We start from the raw sequence: 17,406 nt of genomic DNA on the forward strand, positions 1-17,406 counted from the left end.
GACACAAATCGTTGCATTTACGCCATCTTAAAAGGTGGAAACCGTCCCGCCCGACATTAACTGCCGAACCAGACCGAGGCGGAGATCGCCGGTAGCGACAGTACGCCCTCCTGCGCCACCCCTTTCCCCTCTTTCAGCTGCCACTGTTTGACGTTGAGCAGCGGCGAGTCATCTATCACCACTTCGCAGGCATCGCCCCGGTTAATCGCCACCAGCACCCGCTGCTGGTTGTAGACGCGCATAAACACCACCACGTTGTCGTGGGCGTAGACCACCTGACAGCCGCCGTAGCGCAGGGCCTGGCTCTGCTTGCGCAGCTTAATCAGCCGCTGATAGAGCGCCAGTAGCGTCTGGTCCTGCTTTTCAGCCTCCCATGGGAAGGTCTTACGGCAGAAGGGGTCATTGTTGCCGTCGAGCCCCACCTCATCGCCGTAATAGATACAGGGCACCCCAGGCCAGGTAAACAGCCAGGTGACCGCCAGCGGCAGGCGGGCGACATCCTTACCGAGCAGCGACTTAAAGCGGGCGGTGTCATGGCTGTCGAGCTGGTTAAACATGCGTAGCTGCTGCTGATGGGACAGGCTGGCGCGGTAGTTATCCATCCATTTCACGCAGGTTTCAGCGTCGATGTGCTGCGGATCGTAGGAGATGTCGGTGTTGGCAAGGAAGCCCCACAGCGGGAAGGTGAAGCCGCGGTAGTTCATCGCCGAATCTTCCGCGTCGGCCTGCAACCACTGGCGAGCGTCGCCAAAATGCTCGCCAAAGACGAAGGCCTCCGGATTGGCCAGCTTCGCCGAACGGGTGATCCCGGTGACATGCTGTAGATTATGGCGCGCCCCACCCTCTTCCCCGAGCATATGCACCACATCCAGCCGCCAGCCGTCCATACTCCACGGCGCTTTCAGCCAGTGACGAACAATACTCTCCTCGCCGCCGTAGATCTCGTTCACCACCCCTGACGACTGATAATCGAGCTTCGGCAGGCTGGCATAGCCCAGCCAGTCGAGGGCGCGGCCCTCGTCGTCAAAGCTGTACCAGTCGCGGTGGGGCGAGTCCGGGTTATGGCAGGCGCCGCCGGTTCCGCGGTTGTGGCGATCAAACCAGGCGTGGGAGTCCCCGCTGTGGTTAAACACCCCGTCCAGAATCAGGCGCATCCCCTCCCGTTGGGTATTTTCCCGCAGGCGTAACAGCGCCTCGTCGCCGCCAAACCGCTCATCCACGTGGCGGTAATCTTCGGTGTCGTATTTATGCACACTGGGGGCGACAAACACCGGATTGAGATAGAGTGCCGTGACGCCGAGTTTTTTCAGCCAGGGCAGCTTTTCGCTAATGCCGTCGAGATCCCCGCCGTAAAAGGTGGAGCCCCCCGCCTGGGCGGTGACCGGTTCGTCCCACGCGCGGAAAATCGTCTCATGGCCTGCGGCATGGTGATAATACGTTTTGTCCAGCTCTGGGTTGCGCCGCTGGCTGCGGGCAAAGCGGTCCGGGAAGATCTGATAGAAGACCTGCTCCACCACCCACTGCGGCCCGGCATCCGGGTAATCAATGGCGAACTGCTCCAGCCGGGCGGGAGGAAAGCGGCTAAAGCCCTGCGGGGTGAACCACAGCTGGCGGTTATGCCAGAGCATTTTGAAGCTGTAGCGGTGCCGCGGCTGCCCTTTCGTCGTGTCAATGGTCGCCCGCCAGGCCGTCACGCCGGGCTGCGGCTGGCTGCGCTGCTTATGCATCGGCAGCGAGGTCTCTTCGTTATCGAATTCAGCGCGTAGCGTCACCCGCTCAGGCAGGTTTTCCCCTGTCAGCCACAGGGTAATGACAAGTTTGTCGTTGTTTTGTTTAACAAATGGGGCAACCGGCAGGTGCCATGCATTCAACATCTTTTATCCCCTTTCCCAGAAATGAGGCCACCTTGCCACAGGGTAGTTGATGTTCCCTCCTCATGGAGAGATTTATTGGGGGAGGAGAAAGGGGGAGGAGAAAAATGCCCGGCGTTTGCCGGGCATTTCGGTTACTGAGCTTCTGCTAACTGGCGCTCGCGGCGGCGTTTAAAGACCCACCCCACCAGCAATAGCGCAATCCACGCAAAGCCGACATACAACGAGATGCGGGTTTCCGGGTGGTAACCAATCAGGCCGATAATAAAGACCAGGAAGATCAGGCCAGCAACGGTAGTTGCCACGCCGCCCGGCACTTTAAACTTCAACGCTTTTACCTCTTCAGGCGACAGACGGCGACGGAAGCCAATCTGCGACATCAGAATCATCATCCAGACCCAGACGGTGGCAAAGGTCGCCAGCGACGCGATCACCAGGAAGACATTCTCCGGCATGATGTAGTTGAGATAGACCGACAGCAGCAGCGCCACGGTCATCACCAGCACCGTCACCCACGGCGTACCGCGGCTGGAGGTTTTGGCGAAGGCCTTCGGCGCACTGCCCTGCTCGGCCATACCATGCAGCATACGCCCCACGCCGAACACGTCGGCATTGATAGCGGAGAGCGATGCGGTGAGCACCACGAAGTTCAGAATACTGGCGGCGAAGGTGATCCCCAGATGCTGGAAGGTCAGCACAAACGGGCTACCGTTCGTGCCCACCTGGTTCCACGGATAGATGGACATGATCACAAACAGCGTGCCCACGTAGAAGACCAGGATACGCATCGGTACCGAATTAATGGCGCGCGGAATAGACTTCTCCGGATCTTTCGCTTCCCCGGCGGTGATACCGATAATTTCGATCCCGCCGTAGGCAAACATCACCATCTGCAGCGACATCACCATGCCTATCCAGCCGTTACTGAAGAAGCCGCCGTTACTCCACAGGTTATGGATGCCGGTTGGTTCGCCGCCGTTGCCGATACCCCAGATAATGATGCCAATACCGGCGGCAATCATGATGATGATGGTGGCCACTTTAAAGAAGGAGAACCAGAACTCCAGTTCGCCAAACACCTTCACGCTCATCAGGTTGATGGCGCAGATGATCAGCACCACGCTGAGCACCCAGATCCAGTGCGGGACCGCCGGGAACCAGACGCCCATATAGATGCCGAAGGCCGTTACGTCGGCAATGGCGACAATCAGGATTTCGAAACAGTAGGTCCAGCCGGTGATATAGCCCGCCAGTGGGCCTAAGTTGTCTTGCGCATAGCGGGAGAAGGAGCTGGCTGAGGGGTTATGAACGGACATCTCCCCCAGCGCGCGCATGATGATGTAGGCGGCAACACCGCCGATAAGATACGCCAGCAAAACGCTGGGACCGGCCATTTTGATGGCATCTGCCGAGCCATAAAAAAGACCAGTACCGATCGCAGAACCCAGCGCCATAAAGCGGATGTGGCGGGCGGTAAGGCCCCGCTTCAGTTTGTTAGAGCTTTCCATTTACGTCTTGCCATTCAACACAAAAAAAACAAAAAACCACGGGGCCATAAGCCCCGTGGTTGAACATTTATCCGTTGATTAGTGCGCGTTCGACGTTACCCGACGCCCCGCAGCACGATCCCAGATTACGGCCAGAACCAGTGCAACAACGGTAGGCATCAACCAGGCCAGGCCCTGTTCGGACAGCGGCAGACGCTGTGTCCAGGCAGGGAGCGTATCGCCAATAGCCGATGCTTTGATGCCGTCAAGGATACCAAAAAGCAGGCTAATAAACATGGCCGGGGCAATAATTCGGGAAGAATTATTCCACCAACCACGGGTGAAGCTCAGCACCACCAGCACGATACACGGCGGGTAGATGGCCGTCAGTACCGGAATGGAGACCTGGATCAGGTGGCTCAGACCGAGGTTAGAGACCGCCATGGAGAAGATACCGAGGATGAACACCAGCGTACGATAAGAGAGCGGCAGATACTGGGCAAAGAACTCGGCGCAGGCGCAGGTCAGGCCCACCGCCGTCACCAGACAGGCCAGGAAGATCAGGATCGCCAGCAGGAAGCTCCCCGAACCGCCGAAGGTGTTCTGAACATAGGCATGCAGGATAGCCGCGCCGTTTGCGCTCTGGTCTACCAGGGCCGCGCTGTCAGAACCCAGACGGAACAACGCCAGATAGAGCAATGTCAGGCCTACGCCCGCAATCAGACCCGCCCAGATGGTGTAGCGGGTCAGCAGACGCGCTTCGGTCACGCCGCGGGAACGGGCGGCGTTCACAATGACGATACCAAACACCATCGCGCCCAGGGTATCCATGGTCAGGTAGCCGTTCACAAAGCCGTTAGAGAACGCGGCATTTTTGTAGGCGTCCATTGCATCGCTGATCGGGCCGGCAGGCCAGATAACGGCAGCCACGGCCAGCACAATCAGGGCCACGATTTTCAGCGGCGCGAGGAAGTTACCCACGGTATCCAGCAGCTTGCCCGGATAGAGGGAGACCAGAATCACCAGAGCAAAGTAGATGAGGCTATAGATCAACAGCGGCATAGCGCCGTCGCCGGTCAGCGGAGCGATACCCACTTCAAAGGAGACGGTCGCGGTACGCGGGGTGGCAAACAGCGGGCCGACGGCCAGATAGCAGACGGTTGCCAGCAGAATACCTGCGACTTTCCCGATAGGGGTGCTCAGGCTATCGACACCGCCGCCGACTTTCGCCAGCGCAACCACGGTCAACACCGGTAGACCCACGGCAGTAATCAGGAAACCAATAGCCGCCGTCCAGACGTGTTCACCCGCCTGTAAGCCAACCATTGGAGGAAAGATGATGTTGCCAGCGCCAACGAACAGCGCAAATGTCATAAAGCCCAGCGCGATGATGTCGCGCGATTTCAATTGATGGGTCATAAAACCTTACTGCCTGTGGATGTGGTGTTGAAAACGTTGAATTTTTCGCTATCCGTTGCGGAACAAAACAGCGGAAAAAATGTGCAACCTCAGCGGGAAATGCTTCCCTACCGGCGTGGAGAAGAATAGTTTTTCGATTTACCACGCAAATACAGTCTGTCCGACGATATCAGGGTGGCAATTTAAACGCTTATAACGTTTAAAGGCAATATGGGATCTCAAAACCAGAACAATATGCCAACTCGAAAGTTAGAAGTGGGATAATAAACCATTTATAAGAAAAACTCATGGCTAATCATGCGAACAAAAAAGCAACAGGCGTATAATATTTATTCGCGCTTCGCTGAACTGCAAAGCAAACAGGCCAGCATTGGCTGGCCTGTGGCAATTTCTGATTACAGTGACGCTGTCAGGCGCTGTTACTGGCAATCAAACGTTCCGGGATCACAAAGCTAAAACGCGTACTTTTCCCCGGCGTACTGACGATATCCAGGCGGCTGTCGTGGTGATTAATGGCGTGTTTAACAATCGCCAGCCCCAGGCCACTGCCCCCCGTCTGCCGGGAGCGCGCCTTATCCACCCGGTAAAAACGCTCGGTAAGACGCGGAATATGCTCCGGGCCGATACCGGGACCATCGTCTTCCACGCTGAACTCCGCTCCCGTTGGCGCATGCTGCCAGCGCACGGTGATGTGGGTGCCGGGCGGGGTATGATTCACCGCGTTATAGACCAGGTTAGAGATGGCGCTGCGCAGCTCGTCGGTACTGCCGCGTACTTTGAGGCTGTTATCCACCTCGAAGGTAAGCTGGTGCTGCTGCTGGCTTAAGGTCTGCGCTTCGCGCTCCAGCATCCGCAGCATCATCGGCACATCGATGGTTTCATTCAGCGCCAGGGTTGGCGCCGCTTCAATGCGGGAGAGGGTCAGCAGCTGCTTCACCAGCCCTTCCATGCGCTGCGTCTGCTCGCGCATGGTGTGCAGCGCTTTTTCCCGCGGCGCGCCTTCCAGCGTCTGCTCCTGCATCATCTCCAGATAGCCCTGCAATACCGTCAGCGGGGTGCGCAGCTCGTGGCTGACGTTGGCGAAGAAATTGCGCCGCGCCCCTTCAAGCTGGTGCATTTGCGTCACATCCCGCGCCACCATCAGCCACTGCTGGTCGCTGTAGGGCATCACGCGGATCTCCAGATGGCGACCGTTGTTCATGACCAGATTGTGCGGGCGGGTAAAATCGCGTTTTTTCAGATACTGGGCGAACTCCGGATAACGCAGGAGGTTGAGGATATTCTGCCCGTTATCATCCGGCCAGCGCAGGCCCAGCAACTGCTGCGCCAGTCCGTTACACCAGAACATCGCCCCCTCTTCGGTGGTCAATACCACCGCATCCGGCAGCGATTCGGCGCCGCTGCGAAAGCGTTTGATCAGGCTGCCCAGCTCGCGTCGGCGTTTTTTATTACGCATCTGCATCTGGTGCAGGCCATACAGGAGGGGTTCCCAGCTGCCGCTTCCTGGCGGCGGGGTCATACTTCTGTCAACCCATAGCCACCATGAGAGGCGGAGCAAATTCCAGAAGTGCCAGATCAGCAATCCCGTGACTGCCGCCAGCAAAAACCAGGGTAAATAACCGATTACGGCCCCGAGGATCAGGGCCGGAATACAGCAGAGTATCAGTTCAAAACAGAGCCTTTTCCATGACAGCCGTTCCAGCACGCGTCACACTCCTGTCATTGTTCAGAAACGGGTTGAGAAACGATAACCCGTGCCGCGGACGGTCTGCACCATGCGATCGTGACCGCTGGTTTCAAGTGCCTTGCGCAAACGGCGGATATGAACATCAACCGTGCGATCTTCCACATAGACGTTAGTGCCCCAGACATTGTTGAGCAACTGCTCGCGGCTATAGACGCGTTCCGGGTGGGTCATGAAAAAGTGCAACAGTTTGAATTCCGTTGGTCCCATATCGAGGGGATTTTCACCGGTCATCACGCGGTGCGAGGTAGGGTCCAGACTCAGCCCCTGCATCTCAATCACCTCTTCCACCGCCATCGGTGAAATACGGCGCATTACGGCTTTAATGCGCGCCACCAGCTCTTTCGGGGAAAACGGTTTGGTAATGTAGTCATCCGCGCCGGTCTCCAGACCGCGAACGCGATCTTCCTCTTCGCCGCGGGCCGTTAACATCATCACCGGAATATCGCGGGTTAACGCTTCACGTTTAATATGTTTGATGAATTGCAGGCCAGAGCCGCCAGGCAGCATCCAGTCGAGCAGGATCAGATCGGGCCAGGGTTCGTTGAGCTGGTTCACCGCGCTGTCGTAATCTTCGGCCTCTATCGGTTGAAAGCCATTTTGTTCGAGCACGAAACAGACCATTTCGCGAATGGGTGCTTCATCTTCTACGACCAGAATACGTCTCGCCATACTTAGCCCTGTCTTATTAAGGTTACATGTTTGTAATACGGCGTCATTATGCGTCAGATTTATGACAGATTTATGAAAAACGCGCCCGCTCATAAAGGCAAGCCGTTGTTTTATGGCAGCCCCGATTGTAGCGGTTATCTTCCTCCCCCTGAAAGTTTATAATCCCGCTAACCATTTTTTGCCACGGATCTGTTATGCGCATACTTCACACCTCGGACTGGCACCTGGGACAAAATTTTTACAGTAAAAGCCGCGCCACCGAACATGAAGCGTTTCTCAACTGGCTGCTTGAGATGGCGCAATCGCATGACGTGGATGCCATCCTCGTGGCCGGGGATATTTTTGATACCGGCTCGCCGCCCAGCTACGCGCGCGAGCTCTATAACCGTTTCGTGGTCAATCTGCAAAAAACCGGCTGCCATCTGGTGATTGTGGCCGGCAACCATGATTCCGTCGCCACGCTGAACGAATCCCGTGAGATTCTGGCGTTTCTCAACACCACCGTGGTCGCCAGCGCCGGACATGGGCCGCAAATTCTGACCCGACGCGACGGCACCCCCGGCGCGGTACTCTGCCCGATCCCGTTTTTACGTCCCCGGGACGTGGTGCGAAGCCAGGCGGGCCTCTCCGGGCTTGAGAAACAGCAGCAGCTGTTGCAGGCCATTACCCACTATTATGCCGAGCAATATACCCAGGCCTGCGCGCTTCGCGGCGACAGCGTACTGCCGATTATCGCCACCGGGCATCTCACCACCGTCGGCGCCAGTAAAAGTGACGCGGTACGTGACATCTATATCGGTACGCTGGATGCGTTTCCCGCGCAGCACTTCCCGGCCGCTGACTATATAGCGCTGGGCCATATCCACCGGGCGCAGATGATTGGCGGTTGCGAACATATCCGCTACTGCGGCTCCCCTATTCCCCTCAGCTTTGATGAAACCGGCAAAAGCAAATGCGTTCATCTGGTGAGTTTCGACCAGGGCAAGCTCAGCAGCGTCGAATCGCTTGAGGTGCCCATTACCCAGCCGCTGGCGGTGCTGAAGGGCGATCTGGCGGCGATCACCGCCCAGCTTGAGCAGTGGCGCGGCGTGGAGCAGACGCCTCCCGTCTGGCTGGATATCGAACTCACCACCGAGGAGTACCTGCACGATATGCAGCGTAAGATCCAGCAGCTGACGGACGATCTGCCGGTAGAGGTCCTGCTGGTGCGGCGCAGTCGCGAGCAGCGCGAGAGAAGCCTTGCCAGCAACCTGCGTGAAACCCTCAGCGAGCTGCGGGTTGAGGAGGTTTTTGAGCGCCGACTCGCCCAGGAAACCCTGGATGATACCCAGCGGGCCCGGCTAAACGAGCTGTTCAGCCACACGATCCACGCCCTCAGCAATGAAGAGGATGAGGCATGAAAATTCTTAGCCTGCGCCTGAAAAACCTTAACTCGCTCAAGGGCGAATGGAAAATCGACTTTACCGCCGAACCCTTCCTCAGCAATGGCCTGTTTGCTATCACCGGCCCAACCGGCGCCGGGAAAACCACCCTGCTGGATGCCATCTGCCTGGCGCTTTACCACGAGACGCCGCGCCTGAATACGGTCTCGCAATCGCAAAACGATCTGATGACCCGCGACACCGCTGAGTGCCTCGCCGAGGTCGAGTTTGAAGTCAAAGGGGTAGCTTATCGTGCGTTCTGGAGCCAGAACCGGGCGCGCAACCAGCCGGACGGCAACCTGCAGGTGCCCCGCGTGGAGCTCGCCCAGTGCAAGGACGGGAAGATCCTCGCAGATAAAGTGAAGGACAAGCTGGAGCTGGTTGCCTCTCTGACCGGGCTGGACTATGACCGCTTTACCCGCTCGATGCTCTTATCCCAGGGGCAATTCGCCGCCTTTCTGAACGCCAAACCGAAAGAGCGCGCCGAACTGCTCGAGGAGCTGACCGGCACGGAAATCTACGGCCAGATCTCCGCCATGGTGTTTGAAAAACATAAGGCGGCACGCAGCGAGCTGGAGAAGCGCCAGGCCCAGGCGGCCGGCGTGGTGTTGCTCAGCGAAGAGCAGCTACAGCAGCTTCAGCAAGGTTTGCAGGTACTTACTGACGAAGAAGCGCAACTGCTGGCGCAGCAGCAGGGACTCCAGAAAGATTATCAGTGGCTTACCCGCCACGATGAGCTGGTGCGGGAGCAACAGCGATCGAAGGCCGCGCAGCAACAGGCGCAGCAGGCCCTGACGGACGCCACGCCGGAGCTGGAAAAACTGCATCTCGCCCAGCCTGCGGCCCTGCTGCGCCCGCACTGGGAGCGGCAGCAGGAGCAGCTTGCCCAGCTTTCGCAGACGGAACAGCAGATGCTGGATGTGAATACTCGCTTACAGTCCAGTACGGCGCTGCGTTCAGGCATTCGTAACGGGGCGCTGCGCACGCACGACAGGCTGCAAACCGAGCTGGCTGCACTCACCCAGTGGCTTACCAACCACGACCGCTTCCGCCAGTGGGGCCAGGAGATTGCAGGCTGGCGCGCCCACTTCGCCCAGCTTAATCGCGATAAAACCCAGATCGCGACGCTGACCGGGCGTATCACGGCGTTACGCCAGAAGCTGGCGGGATTACCGGAGAGCGCTCTGACGCTTACCGCAGAACAGACCGCCAGCGAGATGGCACTCCAGACGCAGTCCCGCGCGGCACGCCAGCGCCTGACTACCCTGCATGCCCGCTATCAGCCTCTGCAACAGCGATCGCGGCAGACTCGCGAAAGCGTGCAAAAGGCCCAGGCCGAGCTGGCAAAACTGAACGAAACCCTGACGCTACGCCGCCAGCAGTACAAAGAGAAAAACCAGCACTATCTCGATCTCAAAACCTTATGTGAGCAGGAAGAGAAGATTAAGAAGCTGGAGAGCTACCGGGCGGAACTGGAGGCCGGAAAGCCCTGCCTGCTCTGCGGCTCTACCGAACATCCGGCCATTGCCCAATACCAGGCCCTGGCGCTCACCGGAAACCAGCGCCGCCGGGATGCGATGGAAAAGGAGGTCGCCGCACTCAAAGAGGAAGGCCTGCTGGTTCTGGGGCAGGTAAATGCGCTAAACAGCCAGCTTCAGCGCGAAACAAGCGAAGCGCAGACGCTCTTTCAGGATGAGCAAGCGCTCACTAAAGAGTGGAATGCGGTGTGTGAAACCCTCTCTGTGCAGTTGAACATTCAGGACGACATCGCCCCATGGCTGGCTAAACAGGAGCAGTACGAACAGCAGCTTTACCAGCTGAGCCAACGCCTGACCCTGCAAAGCCAGCTGAGTGAAGAGGAAGCCCAGCTTCAGCTTTACCAGCAGCAGCTTCTGGCGACGCGCACGGCTATGGCGCAAACGCTTCATGCCCTGTCGCTGGCGGCACCGGAGGACGGTACCGAGTCGGCCTGGCTTGCGGAACGGGAAAAAGAGTCGCTGGCCTGGCAGGAGCGGCAGACTCAGCACAGCGCCCTGCGGGAGCGCATCACCGCCCTGGCACCGCTGCTGGAGACCCTTCCGGCAACGGATTCCACGCAGGTGGAAAGTGCGATCCCGGATAACTGGCGCGAAATCCATACCGAGTGCGTCTCCCTGCAAAGCCAGCTCGCCACGCTGCAGCAGCAGTACACGCTGGAAAGCGAACGTTTACAACAATCGCAGGCGCAGTTTGCCGCCGCGCTGGCTGCCAGCATCTTTAGCGATCGGGAGACATTTCTGGCGGCCCTGCTGGATGGCGATACGGTTCGGCGTCTGGAGCAGTTGAAACAGACTCTGGAGAATCAGATCCAGCAGACCACGGCCCTGCTTCAGCAGGCCGGTCAACGACTGAACGAACATCTGGAACAACGTCCGGCGGGCCTGACGACGGACGCGCCGGCCCTGCAGGAACAGCTTCAGCAGCTCGGCCTGAAACTGCGGGAAAACACCACCCGCCAGGGGGAGATCCGCCAGCAGCTTAAACAGGACAGCGACAATCGCCAGCACCAGCAGGCACTGATGCAACAAATTGAGGAGGCGGCCCGCCTGGCGGATGACTGGGGTTATCTTAATGCGCTGATCGGTTCCAAAGAGGGGGATCGCTTCCGTAAGTTTGCCCAGGGCTTAACTCTCGACAACCTGGTATGGCTCGCCAACCAGCAGCTGATGCGTCTGCATGGCCGCTACCTGCTGCAACGCAAGGCCAGCGACGCGCTGGAGCTGGAGGTGATGGATACCTGGCAGGCGGATGCCGTGCGCGATACCCGCACCCTCTCCGGCGGCGAAAGTTTTCTGGTAAGCCTGGCGCTGGCGCTGGCGCTTTCCGACCTGGTGAGCCACAAAACGCAAATTGATTCGCTGTTCCTCGACGAGGGCTTCGGCACCCTGGACAGCGAAACGCTGGATACCGCCCTGGACGCGCTGGATGCGCTGAATGCCAGCGGCAAAACCATTGGGGTGATCAGCCACGTCGAGGCGATGAAGGAGCGCATCCCGGTGCAGATCAAAGTGAAGAAGATTAACGGGCTGGGGTACAGCAGGCTGGATAAAGAGTTTGCTGTTTTGTAAGCCGGGAGCGCTACGCGTCACCCGGCTTTTGCCCTGTCAGTTTGGCCACAGCCAGGCTGCGCCGCGTACGCCGCTGGAGTCGCCGTGCACCGCTTTACGGATCGGGGTTTCGCATTCGCCGCCAAACACCCACTGCTTCACCAGCTGGGGAACGGTGCTATAGAGACGGTCAACGTTGCTCATGCCGCCGCCCAGGACGATCACATCCGGGTCGAGAATGTTCACCACGTGCGCCAGCGACTTCGCCAGCCGCATTTCATAGCGGCTGAGCGCCAGCTCCGCGACGGCATCCTGCTCTTCCACCAGACGCATGATCTCGTTGCCTTTTAGCGGATGCCCGCTCAGACGACGGTAATCGGTGGCGAAGCCGGTGCCGGAGATAAAGGTCTCGATACAGCCCTGTTTGCCGCAGTAGCACGGCACTTCAGCGCGGTACTTCAGTTCGTCTTCATCCATCCACGGCAGCGGATTGTGTCCCCACTCGCCAGCCGTGCCGTTGCCGCCAATATGGGCGCGCCCGCCAAAGGCCACGCCTGCGCCGCAGCCGGTACCGATGATCACCGCAAATACGGTCTGTGCCCCCGCCGCGGCGCCGTCGATGGCCTCTGACACCGCCAGGCAGTTGGCGTCGTTGGCCAGCCGGACTTCACGGTTCAGGCGCTGGCTTAAATCGCGGTCAAAAGGCTGGCCGTTAAGCCAGGTCGAGTTGGCGTTTTTCACCACCCCGGTATAGGGCGAAATCGACCCCGGGATCCCCATACCGACCGTGCCGGTCTGGCCGGTGGCCTTTTCGGCCATCTCCACCAGAGTAGCGATGGTTTCAATGGTCTGCCGGTAGTCGTCACGCGGGGTAGGGAGGCGATGGCGGAACAGCTGCTCCCCCTGCTCGCCAAGGGCAATGACTTCTGTTTTCGTGCCGCCGAGATCAATACCAATTCGCACAGAACGTTCCTCATTATTTTGATTATCAACAGAGTAGAAGCCTGCTACCCGATTAGCAATGCAAGCGATGCGACAATTCGCTATCATGCCCGCTGAATTAAACGACAAGACCGTGGAAATTATCATGCTGTGGTTCAAAAATTTGATGGTTTACCGTCTCAGCCGCGATATCGAACTGCGTGCAGACGAGATGGAAAAACAGTTAGACCTTTACGCATTTACCCCGTGTGGCAGCCAGGATATGGCCAAAACCGGATGGGTTCCGCCTATGGGATCACAGAGCGATGCGCTGACCCACACTACCAATGGTCAAATCATCATCTGCGCGCGTAAGGAAGAGAAGATCCTGCCGACGCCAGTGGTGAAGCAGGCGCTGGAAGCCAAAATTTTTAAGCTGGAAGCCGAACAGGGCCGTAAGCTGAAAAAAACTGAGAAAGATTCGCTGAAAGACGAAGTGCTGCACTCCCTGCTGCCGCGCGCCTTTAGCCGCTTCAGCCAGACAATGATGTGGATCGACACGGTTAACGGCCTGATTATGGTCGACTGCGCCAGCGCCAAAAAAGCAGAAGATACTCTGGCGTTACTGCGTAAAAGCCTCGGTTCGCTGCCGGTGGTGCCGCTGACGATGGAAAACCCGATCGAGCTGACCCTCACCGAGTGGGTACGGGGCAACAATGTCCCGCAGGGCTTCCAACTGCTGGACGAAGCCGAGCTGAAAGCGATCCTGGAAGATGGGGGCGTGATCCGCGCCAAGAAGCAGGAGCTGATCAGCGATGAGATCGCCGTGCATATCGAAGCTGGCAAACTGGTGACCAAGCTGGCCCTCGACTGGCAGCAGCGCATTCAGTTCATGATGTGTGACGATGGCTCGATCAAGCGTCTGAAGTTTTCCGACGAGCTGCGCGATCAGAACGACGATATCGACCGGGACGACTATGCCCAGCGTTTTGATGCTGACTTCATTCTGATGACGGGTGAACTGGCGGCGTTGATTAAGAGCGTAGTAGAAGGATTGGGCGGCGAAGCACAGCGTTAATGCTTCATACCAGAGATCGGAGCCGGGTTAACCCGGCTCTTTTTTTTACAGATAACGACACAGATAAGAGGCAGGTTCCGCAACCTGCAGATGGAATTCGCTGTGGCCTGGCACGTTGAAAACATCGCCCGGGTTATAGACTTTCCACTCCGTTTCCCCCGGCAGTAACACTTTGAGCGAGCCGCTCACCACGGTCATCTCTTCTGGCTGCGCGGTACCGAAGGCGTACTCCCCCTCTTCCATTACGCCAACACTGGCGCGGCCAGTAATGCTGCTGGTAAAACCGATGGACTTCACTTTACCGGAAAAGTATTCATTAGTCTGAAGCATGGACTGGTCCTTATTGTCGTTGGTTGTCAACCCAATATAGGGGTGACACTCCGTACCTGTCACGCAAAATCATCAGACCAGCAATTCCGAGGCCAGCCGGGCCACCAGCACGTTTGATAACAGCACCGGCACGTCCAGGTGTTTTTGCAGTAAATCACGGTGATGTTGATGAAAACCAAGACAATCGAGCATCAGGACATCTGCGCCGCGGGCCAGCAGATCGCGCCCGGCGTCGATCAGTTTCTCTTCGCTGTCCCAGAAAGGATTGGCTACAGCAAGCAGCGGCGCCTTAACCAGGCACTGCCATTTGCGGGACTGGTTCTCCATCAGCTCAGGGATCGGCACGATCACCCCCACCTGATGGCCATCGACAATCGATCCGACCAGCGGCGGGATGATCCGCGTCGGCTCAAGCAAAATTGCATTGCGGGCGACGAGGCCAGTGATGGGCGCGGTGCTCATCAGCAGGATCACCTCATAGCCCTGGTTATCGAGCACTTCGATCACGCCTTGCAGGGCGCACGCGATCTTCGGCAACGAGACGTTTCCCAGCTCGCCGTCGCTGAGCAGGGTAGGCAGCTGCGCCTCGCCCGGTTCAGGGGCGTAGTCTTCCATGACCTCTTCCCGGCTCAGCGTACCGAGCAAACTGTGATGCGTAATTTGTTGCGCAGAAATATGCTCCGTTAAGAGCGGTAGTACTTCGCTTACCGGGACTACCCCAATCGTGAGGATCGCCAATGTTGCCTTCATCGTTCTCGCCTTTCTATACAACCACTACCGTGACACAGATACAGGCACACTTCGCTGTTCAGGAAAAAGTGCTGAAAAGCGTAGCAGCAGATTCAACCGCTGGAATGTAAAGATCCACGTGCCTGACAGAATGTGTCTGTTAAACCTGAACATTACCCTCCGTTTAATGTTTACGCTTTTTGAATAGTGTGATTACGGTACGGTTTTGACCGTATTCAGATTTAATTCAGGCTTTATCGGGATCTTCGTAACGCACTTTCGCATCCTTCGCTTCCTGCTCCGTTTCATGTTCACTGATCAGTGAATCCGGTTTCGGGTGGTCAGCACGCAGCTGATACCAGGTGACAGTCTTGCCCGTTGCGCCTTTCTCAACGGCAACAATACGGGCTTCACGCGGATAGGGAGGTCTGGTTGGCATAGTTCATCCTTTATTTTATTAGGTTGGCTGAACTATCAGTATAGACATCAGTTAGCTGGCGCATGCCAGATGAAGCGCAGCGACGATATTTAGCACCACTTGCGCAGGAGGAAGGGAGGCGTCCACCACGTGGTGAGCGGCTTCGCGATAGAGCGCATCACGCTCCGCCAGCACTGCGCTCACCTCTTCGCTGATAGGTTTGCCGGTCAGGGTTGGGCGCTGTCCCTCTTCTGGCGAGGCTTCGAGACGCCCGACCAGCACCGGCACCGGGGCACAAAGATAGATCACCCGGCCCTTTTCACGCATAAACTGACGGTTGTAAGCGGACAAAATAATGCCGCCGCCGGTGGCGATAATGCCGGAGCCTGCGGTCACCGCCTCGAGGGTCGCCGTTTCGCGGGCGCGAAAACTCTCCCACCCTTCCTGCTCAACAATCTCAGCGATGCTTTGCCCGGCATGGGTCTGTAGCCAGTGATCGGTATCGACAAATTCACTCTGACACAGACGAGCCAGTTCAAGACCGACGGTGGTTTTGCCACAGCCGCGGGGGCCAATTAAAAAAATAGGCTGGGTCATGACCAGGTGTTCCCTTTGATGCCGCGCGCATGCGGTGCGTGAAGTCGAAAAGAGTACAATGATACCATTAAGCTAGTACACACGTTAACCGTAAAATAATTATTACATCAGGCGTGATGTTAAACTGACAGTTAAGTCAACCCAAGAGATAGCGAGGGTTATCCTGTAAAGAAAACATTGCACTAAACGGTGCGCTCACCTTACCTGAACCCACCCGCCGTTGACAACCCCGGATTGCGGTAATAATGACCAAAACCGCTCACGCAGCGATGATTACCCCTGGCGGCGCTTCACTTCCAGCAGCCATTTGTCCAGCTCGGCGGCGAACTGCTGCCTGTCGCGCTGGGAGAGGCTGTCCGGCCCGCCGGTCTGCACGCCGCTGGCGCGCATCGTGTCCATAAAATCACGCATCGTCAGCTTTTCACGGATAGTAGCTGGCGAATAACGCTCGCCGCGCGGATTGAGCGCTGCGGCCCCTTTCTCCAGCACCTCCGCCGCCAGTGGAATATCGGCGGTGATCACCAGATCGTCCGCGCTGCACAGGCGTACAATTTCGTTATCGGCCACATCAAAGCCGGCCGGTACGCGCAAGGAACGGATAAATCGGGACGGCGGCACGCGCAGGTTCTGGTTCGCCACCAGCGTCAGCGGCATCTGTACGCGCTCGGCAGCACGAAACAGGATCTCTTTAATCACATTGGGACACGCATCGGCATCCACCCAAATCGCCATCTTCTCTCTCCGGCATATAATGCTGCGTAACAAAACCTGATAGGCTAAAGTGCCACAATCATAACAAAGTTTGAGAGGGAGACGTGATGGAGAAGAAAATCGGTTTTATCGGCTGCGGTAATATGGGCAAAGCCATTCTCGGCGGTCTGATTGCCAGCGGTCAGGTGCAGCCTGGCCAGATTTGGGTCTACACCCCATCACCGGACAAGGTCGCCGCCCTGCACGATCGGTACGGGATTAACGCCGCGCAAAGCGCCCAGGAAGTGGCCCAGGTGGCCGATATCGTCTTCGGCGCGGTGAAGCCGAACATGATGGTGAAAGTCCTGAGCGATATCACCTCCAGCCTCAATAAAGAGACGCTGGTGGTCTCTATCGCGGCAGGCATCACCCTCGATCAGCTGGCGCGCGCGCTGGGCCACGACCGTAAAATCGTCCGCGCCATGCCCAACACGCCGTCGCTGGTAAAAGCGGGCATGACCTCTATCACCCCTAACGCGCTGGTGACCCCCGAAGAGGTTGCCGATGTCGTCAATATTTTCCGCTGCTTCGGAGAGGCCGAAGTGATTGCCGAGGCGATGATCCACCCGGTGGTAGGCGTCAGCGGTTCAGCGCCCGCCTACGTGTTTATGTTTATCGAAGCGATGGCAGATGCCGCGGTGCTGGGCGGGATGCCGCGCGCGCAGGCCTATAAATTTGCGGCGCAGGCGGTAATGGGCTCCGCCAAAATGGTGCTGGAAACCGGCAAACATCCGGGCGAACTGAAAGATATGGTCTGCTCTCCGGGCGGCACAACCATTGAAGCGGTGCGGGTGCTGGAGGAGCGCGGTTTCCGGGCAGCGGTCATTGAAGCCATGAACAAGTGCATGGAAAAGTCAGAGCTGCTAAGCAAATCCTGACCGAC

Annotated in this window: 15 protein-coding genes; 4 read left to right on the forward strand and 11 right to left on the reverse strand. The window is 57.8% G+C overall.

The window, feature by feature from the left end; all coding sequences use genetic code 11:
• Nucleotides 1-56: 56 nt before the first annotated feature.
• From malZ to phoB, 5 genes are all read right to left on the reverse strand, one after another.
• Entirely contained in the window at nt 57-1,874 is a 1,818-nt protein-coding gene (malZ, locus tag ACT3IC_RS04325) for a maltodextrin glucosidase (RefSeq protein ID WP_103178449.1), read from the reverse strand.
• Nucleotides 1,875-2,005: 131 nt separating this feature from the next.
• Nucleotides 2,006-3,379 carry a proline-specific permease ProY gene (proY, locus tag ACT3IC_RS04330; RefSeq protein ID WP_103178448.1) on the reverse strand — a complete coding sequence of 458 codons (1,374 nt, stop codon included), beginning with the start codon at nt 3,377-3,379 and terminating at the stop codon, nt 2,006-2,008.
• A 78-nt stretch (nt 3,380-3,457) separates the two neighbouring features.
• Nucleotides 3,458-4,777 (reverse strand): branched-chain amino acid transporter carrier protein BrnQ, encoded by a 1,320-nt coding sequence (brnQ, locus tag ACT3IC_RS04335; protein ID WP_103178447.1) that lies wholly within the window; start codon nt 4,775-4,777, stop codon nt 3,458-3,460.
• Nucleotides 4,778-5,186: 409 nt separating this feature from the next.
• Nucleotides 5,187-6,482: a phosphate regulon sensor histidine kinase PhoR gene (gene phoR, locus ACT3IC_RS04340; RefSeq protein WP_103178446.1), complete on the reverse strand. Its 1,296-nt coding sequence runs from the start codon at nt 6,480-6,482 to the stop codon at nt 5,187-5,189.
• A 21-nt stretch (nt 6,483-6,503) separates the two neighbouring features.
• The gene (phoB, locus tag ACT3IC_RS04345) at nt 6,504-7,193 is read right to left on the reverse strand and encodes a phosphate response regulator transcription factor PhoB (protein WP_039031479.1); all 690 of its coding nucleotides are present in this window, start codon (nt 7,191-7,193) and stop codon (nt 6,504-6,506) included.
• A gap of 194 nt (nt 7,194-7,387) precedes the next feature.
• Here phoB and sbcD point away from each other — a divergent pair, with 194 nt between their 5' ends.
• Both sbcD and sbcC read left to right on the forward strand, forming a co-directional pair.
• Nucleotides 7,388-8,593 (forward strand): exonuclease subunit SbcD, encoded by a 1,206-nt coding sequence (gene sbcD / locus ACT3IC_RS04350; RefSeq protein WP_103178445.1) that lies wholly within the window; start codon nt 7,388-7,390, stop codon nt 8,591-8,593.
• The gene (gene sbcC / locus ACT3IC_RS04355) at nt 8,590-11,721 is read left to right on the forward strand and encodes an exonuclease subunit SbcC (RefSeq protein ID WP_473476330.1); all 3,132 of its coding nucleotides are present in this window, start codon (nt 8,590-8,592) and stop codon (nt 11,719-11,721) included. The genes sbcD and sbcC overlap by 4 nt, the downstream gene beginning before the upstream one ends.
• A gap of 36 nt (nt 11,722-11,757) precedes the next feature.
• On the opposite strand, the gene mak is transcribed toward sbcC, so the two are convergent.
• Nucleotides 11,758-12,663, reverse strand: a complete 906-nt coding sequence (gene mak, locus ACT3IC_RS04360; protein ID WP_168192002.1) for a fructokinase — start codon at nt 12,661-12,663, stop codon at nt 11,758-11,760.
• Nucleotides 12,664-12,787: 124 nt separating this feature from the next.
• Between mak and rdgC the strand changes: the two genes are divergently transcribed.
• Nucleotides 12,788-13,699, forward strand: a complete 912-nt coding sequence (gene rdgC / locus ACT3IC_RS04365) for a recombination-associated protein RdgC (RefSeq protein ID WP_156653981.1) — start codon at nt 12,788-12,790, stop codon at nt 13,697-13,699.
• A gap of 45 nt (nt 13,700-13,744) precedes the next feature.
• Here rdgC and ppnP read toward each other — a convergent pair whose 3' ends face one another.
• From ppnP to ACT3IC_RS04390, 5 genes are all read right to left on the reverse strand, one after another.
• A complete protein-coding gene (gene ppnP / locus ACT3IC_RS04370; protein WP_103178442.1) occupies nt 13,745-14,029 on the reverse strand; it encodes a pyrimidine/purine nucleoside phosphorylase in 285 nt (94 codons plus the stop codon).
• Between the two features lie 72 nt (nt 14,030-14,101).
• Nucleotides 14,102-14,779 (reverse strand): AroM family protein, encoded by a 678-nt coding sequence (locus ACT3IC_RS04375; RefSeq protein ID WP_103178441.1) that lies wholly within the window; start codon nt 14,777-14,779, stop codon nt 14,102-14,104.
• Nucleotides 14,780-15,005: 226 nt separating this feature from the next.
• Nucleotides 15,006-15,197: a protein YaiA gene (gene yaiA, locus ACT3IC_RS04380; protein WP_103178440.1), complete on the reverse strand. Its 192-nt coding sequence runs from the start codon at nt 15,195-15,197 to the stop codon at nt 15,006-15,008.
• Between the two features lie 51 nt (nt 15,198-15,248).
• Nucleotides 15,249-15,773, reverse strand: coding sequence for a shikimate kinase AroL (aroL, locus tag ACT3IC_RS04385; RefSeq protein ID WP_473476335.1), 525 nt, complete (start codon nt 15,771-15,773; stop codon nt 15,249-15,251).
• Between the two features lie 273 nt (nt 15,774-16,046).
• Nucleotides 16,047-16,505: a YaiI/YqxD family protein gene (locus ACT3IC_RS04390; RefSeq protein WP_103178438.1), complete on the reverse strand. Its 459-nt coding sequence runs from the start codon at nt 16,503-16,505 to the stop codon at nt 16,047-16,049.
• Between the two features lie 86 nt (nt 16,506-16,591).
• On the opposite strand from ACT3IC_RS04390, the gene proC reads away from it, so the two are divergent.
• Nucleotides 16,592-17,401 carry a pyrroline-5-carboxylate reductase gene (gene proC / locus ACT3IC_RS04395; protein ID WP_103178437.1) on the forward strand — a complete coding sequence of 270 codons (810 nt, stop codon included), beginning with the start codon at nt 16,592-16,594 and terminating at the stop codon, nt 17,399-17,401.
• The last annotated feature ends 5 nt before the right edge of the window (nt 17,402-17,406 follow it).

The organism is Leclercia sp. GHBNCSD, from assembly GCF_055805075.1.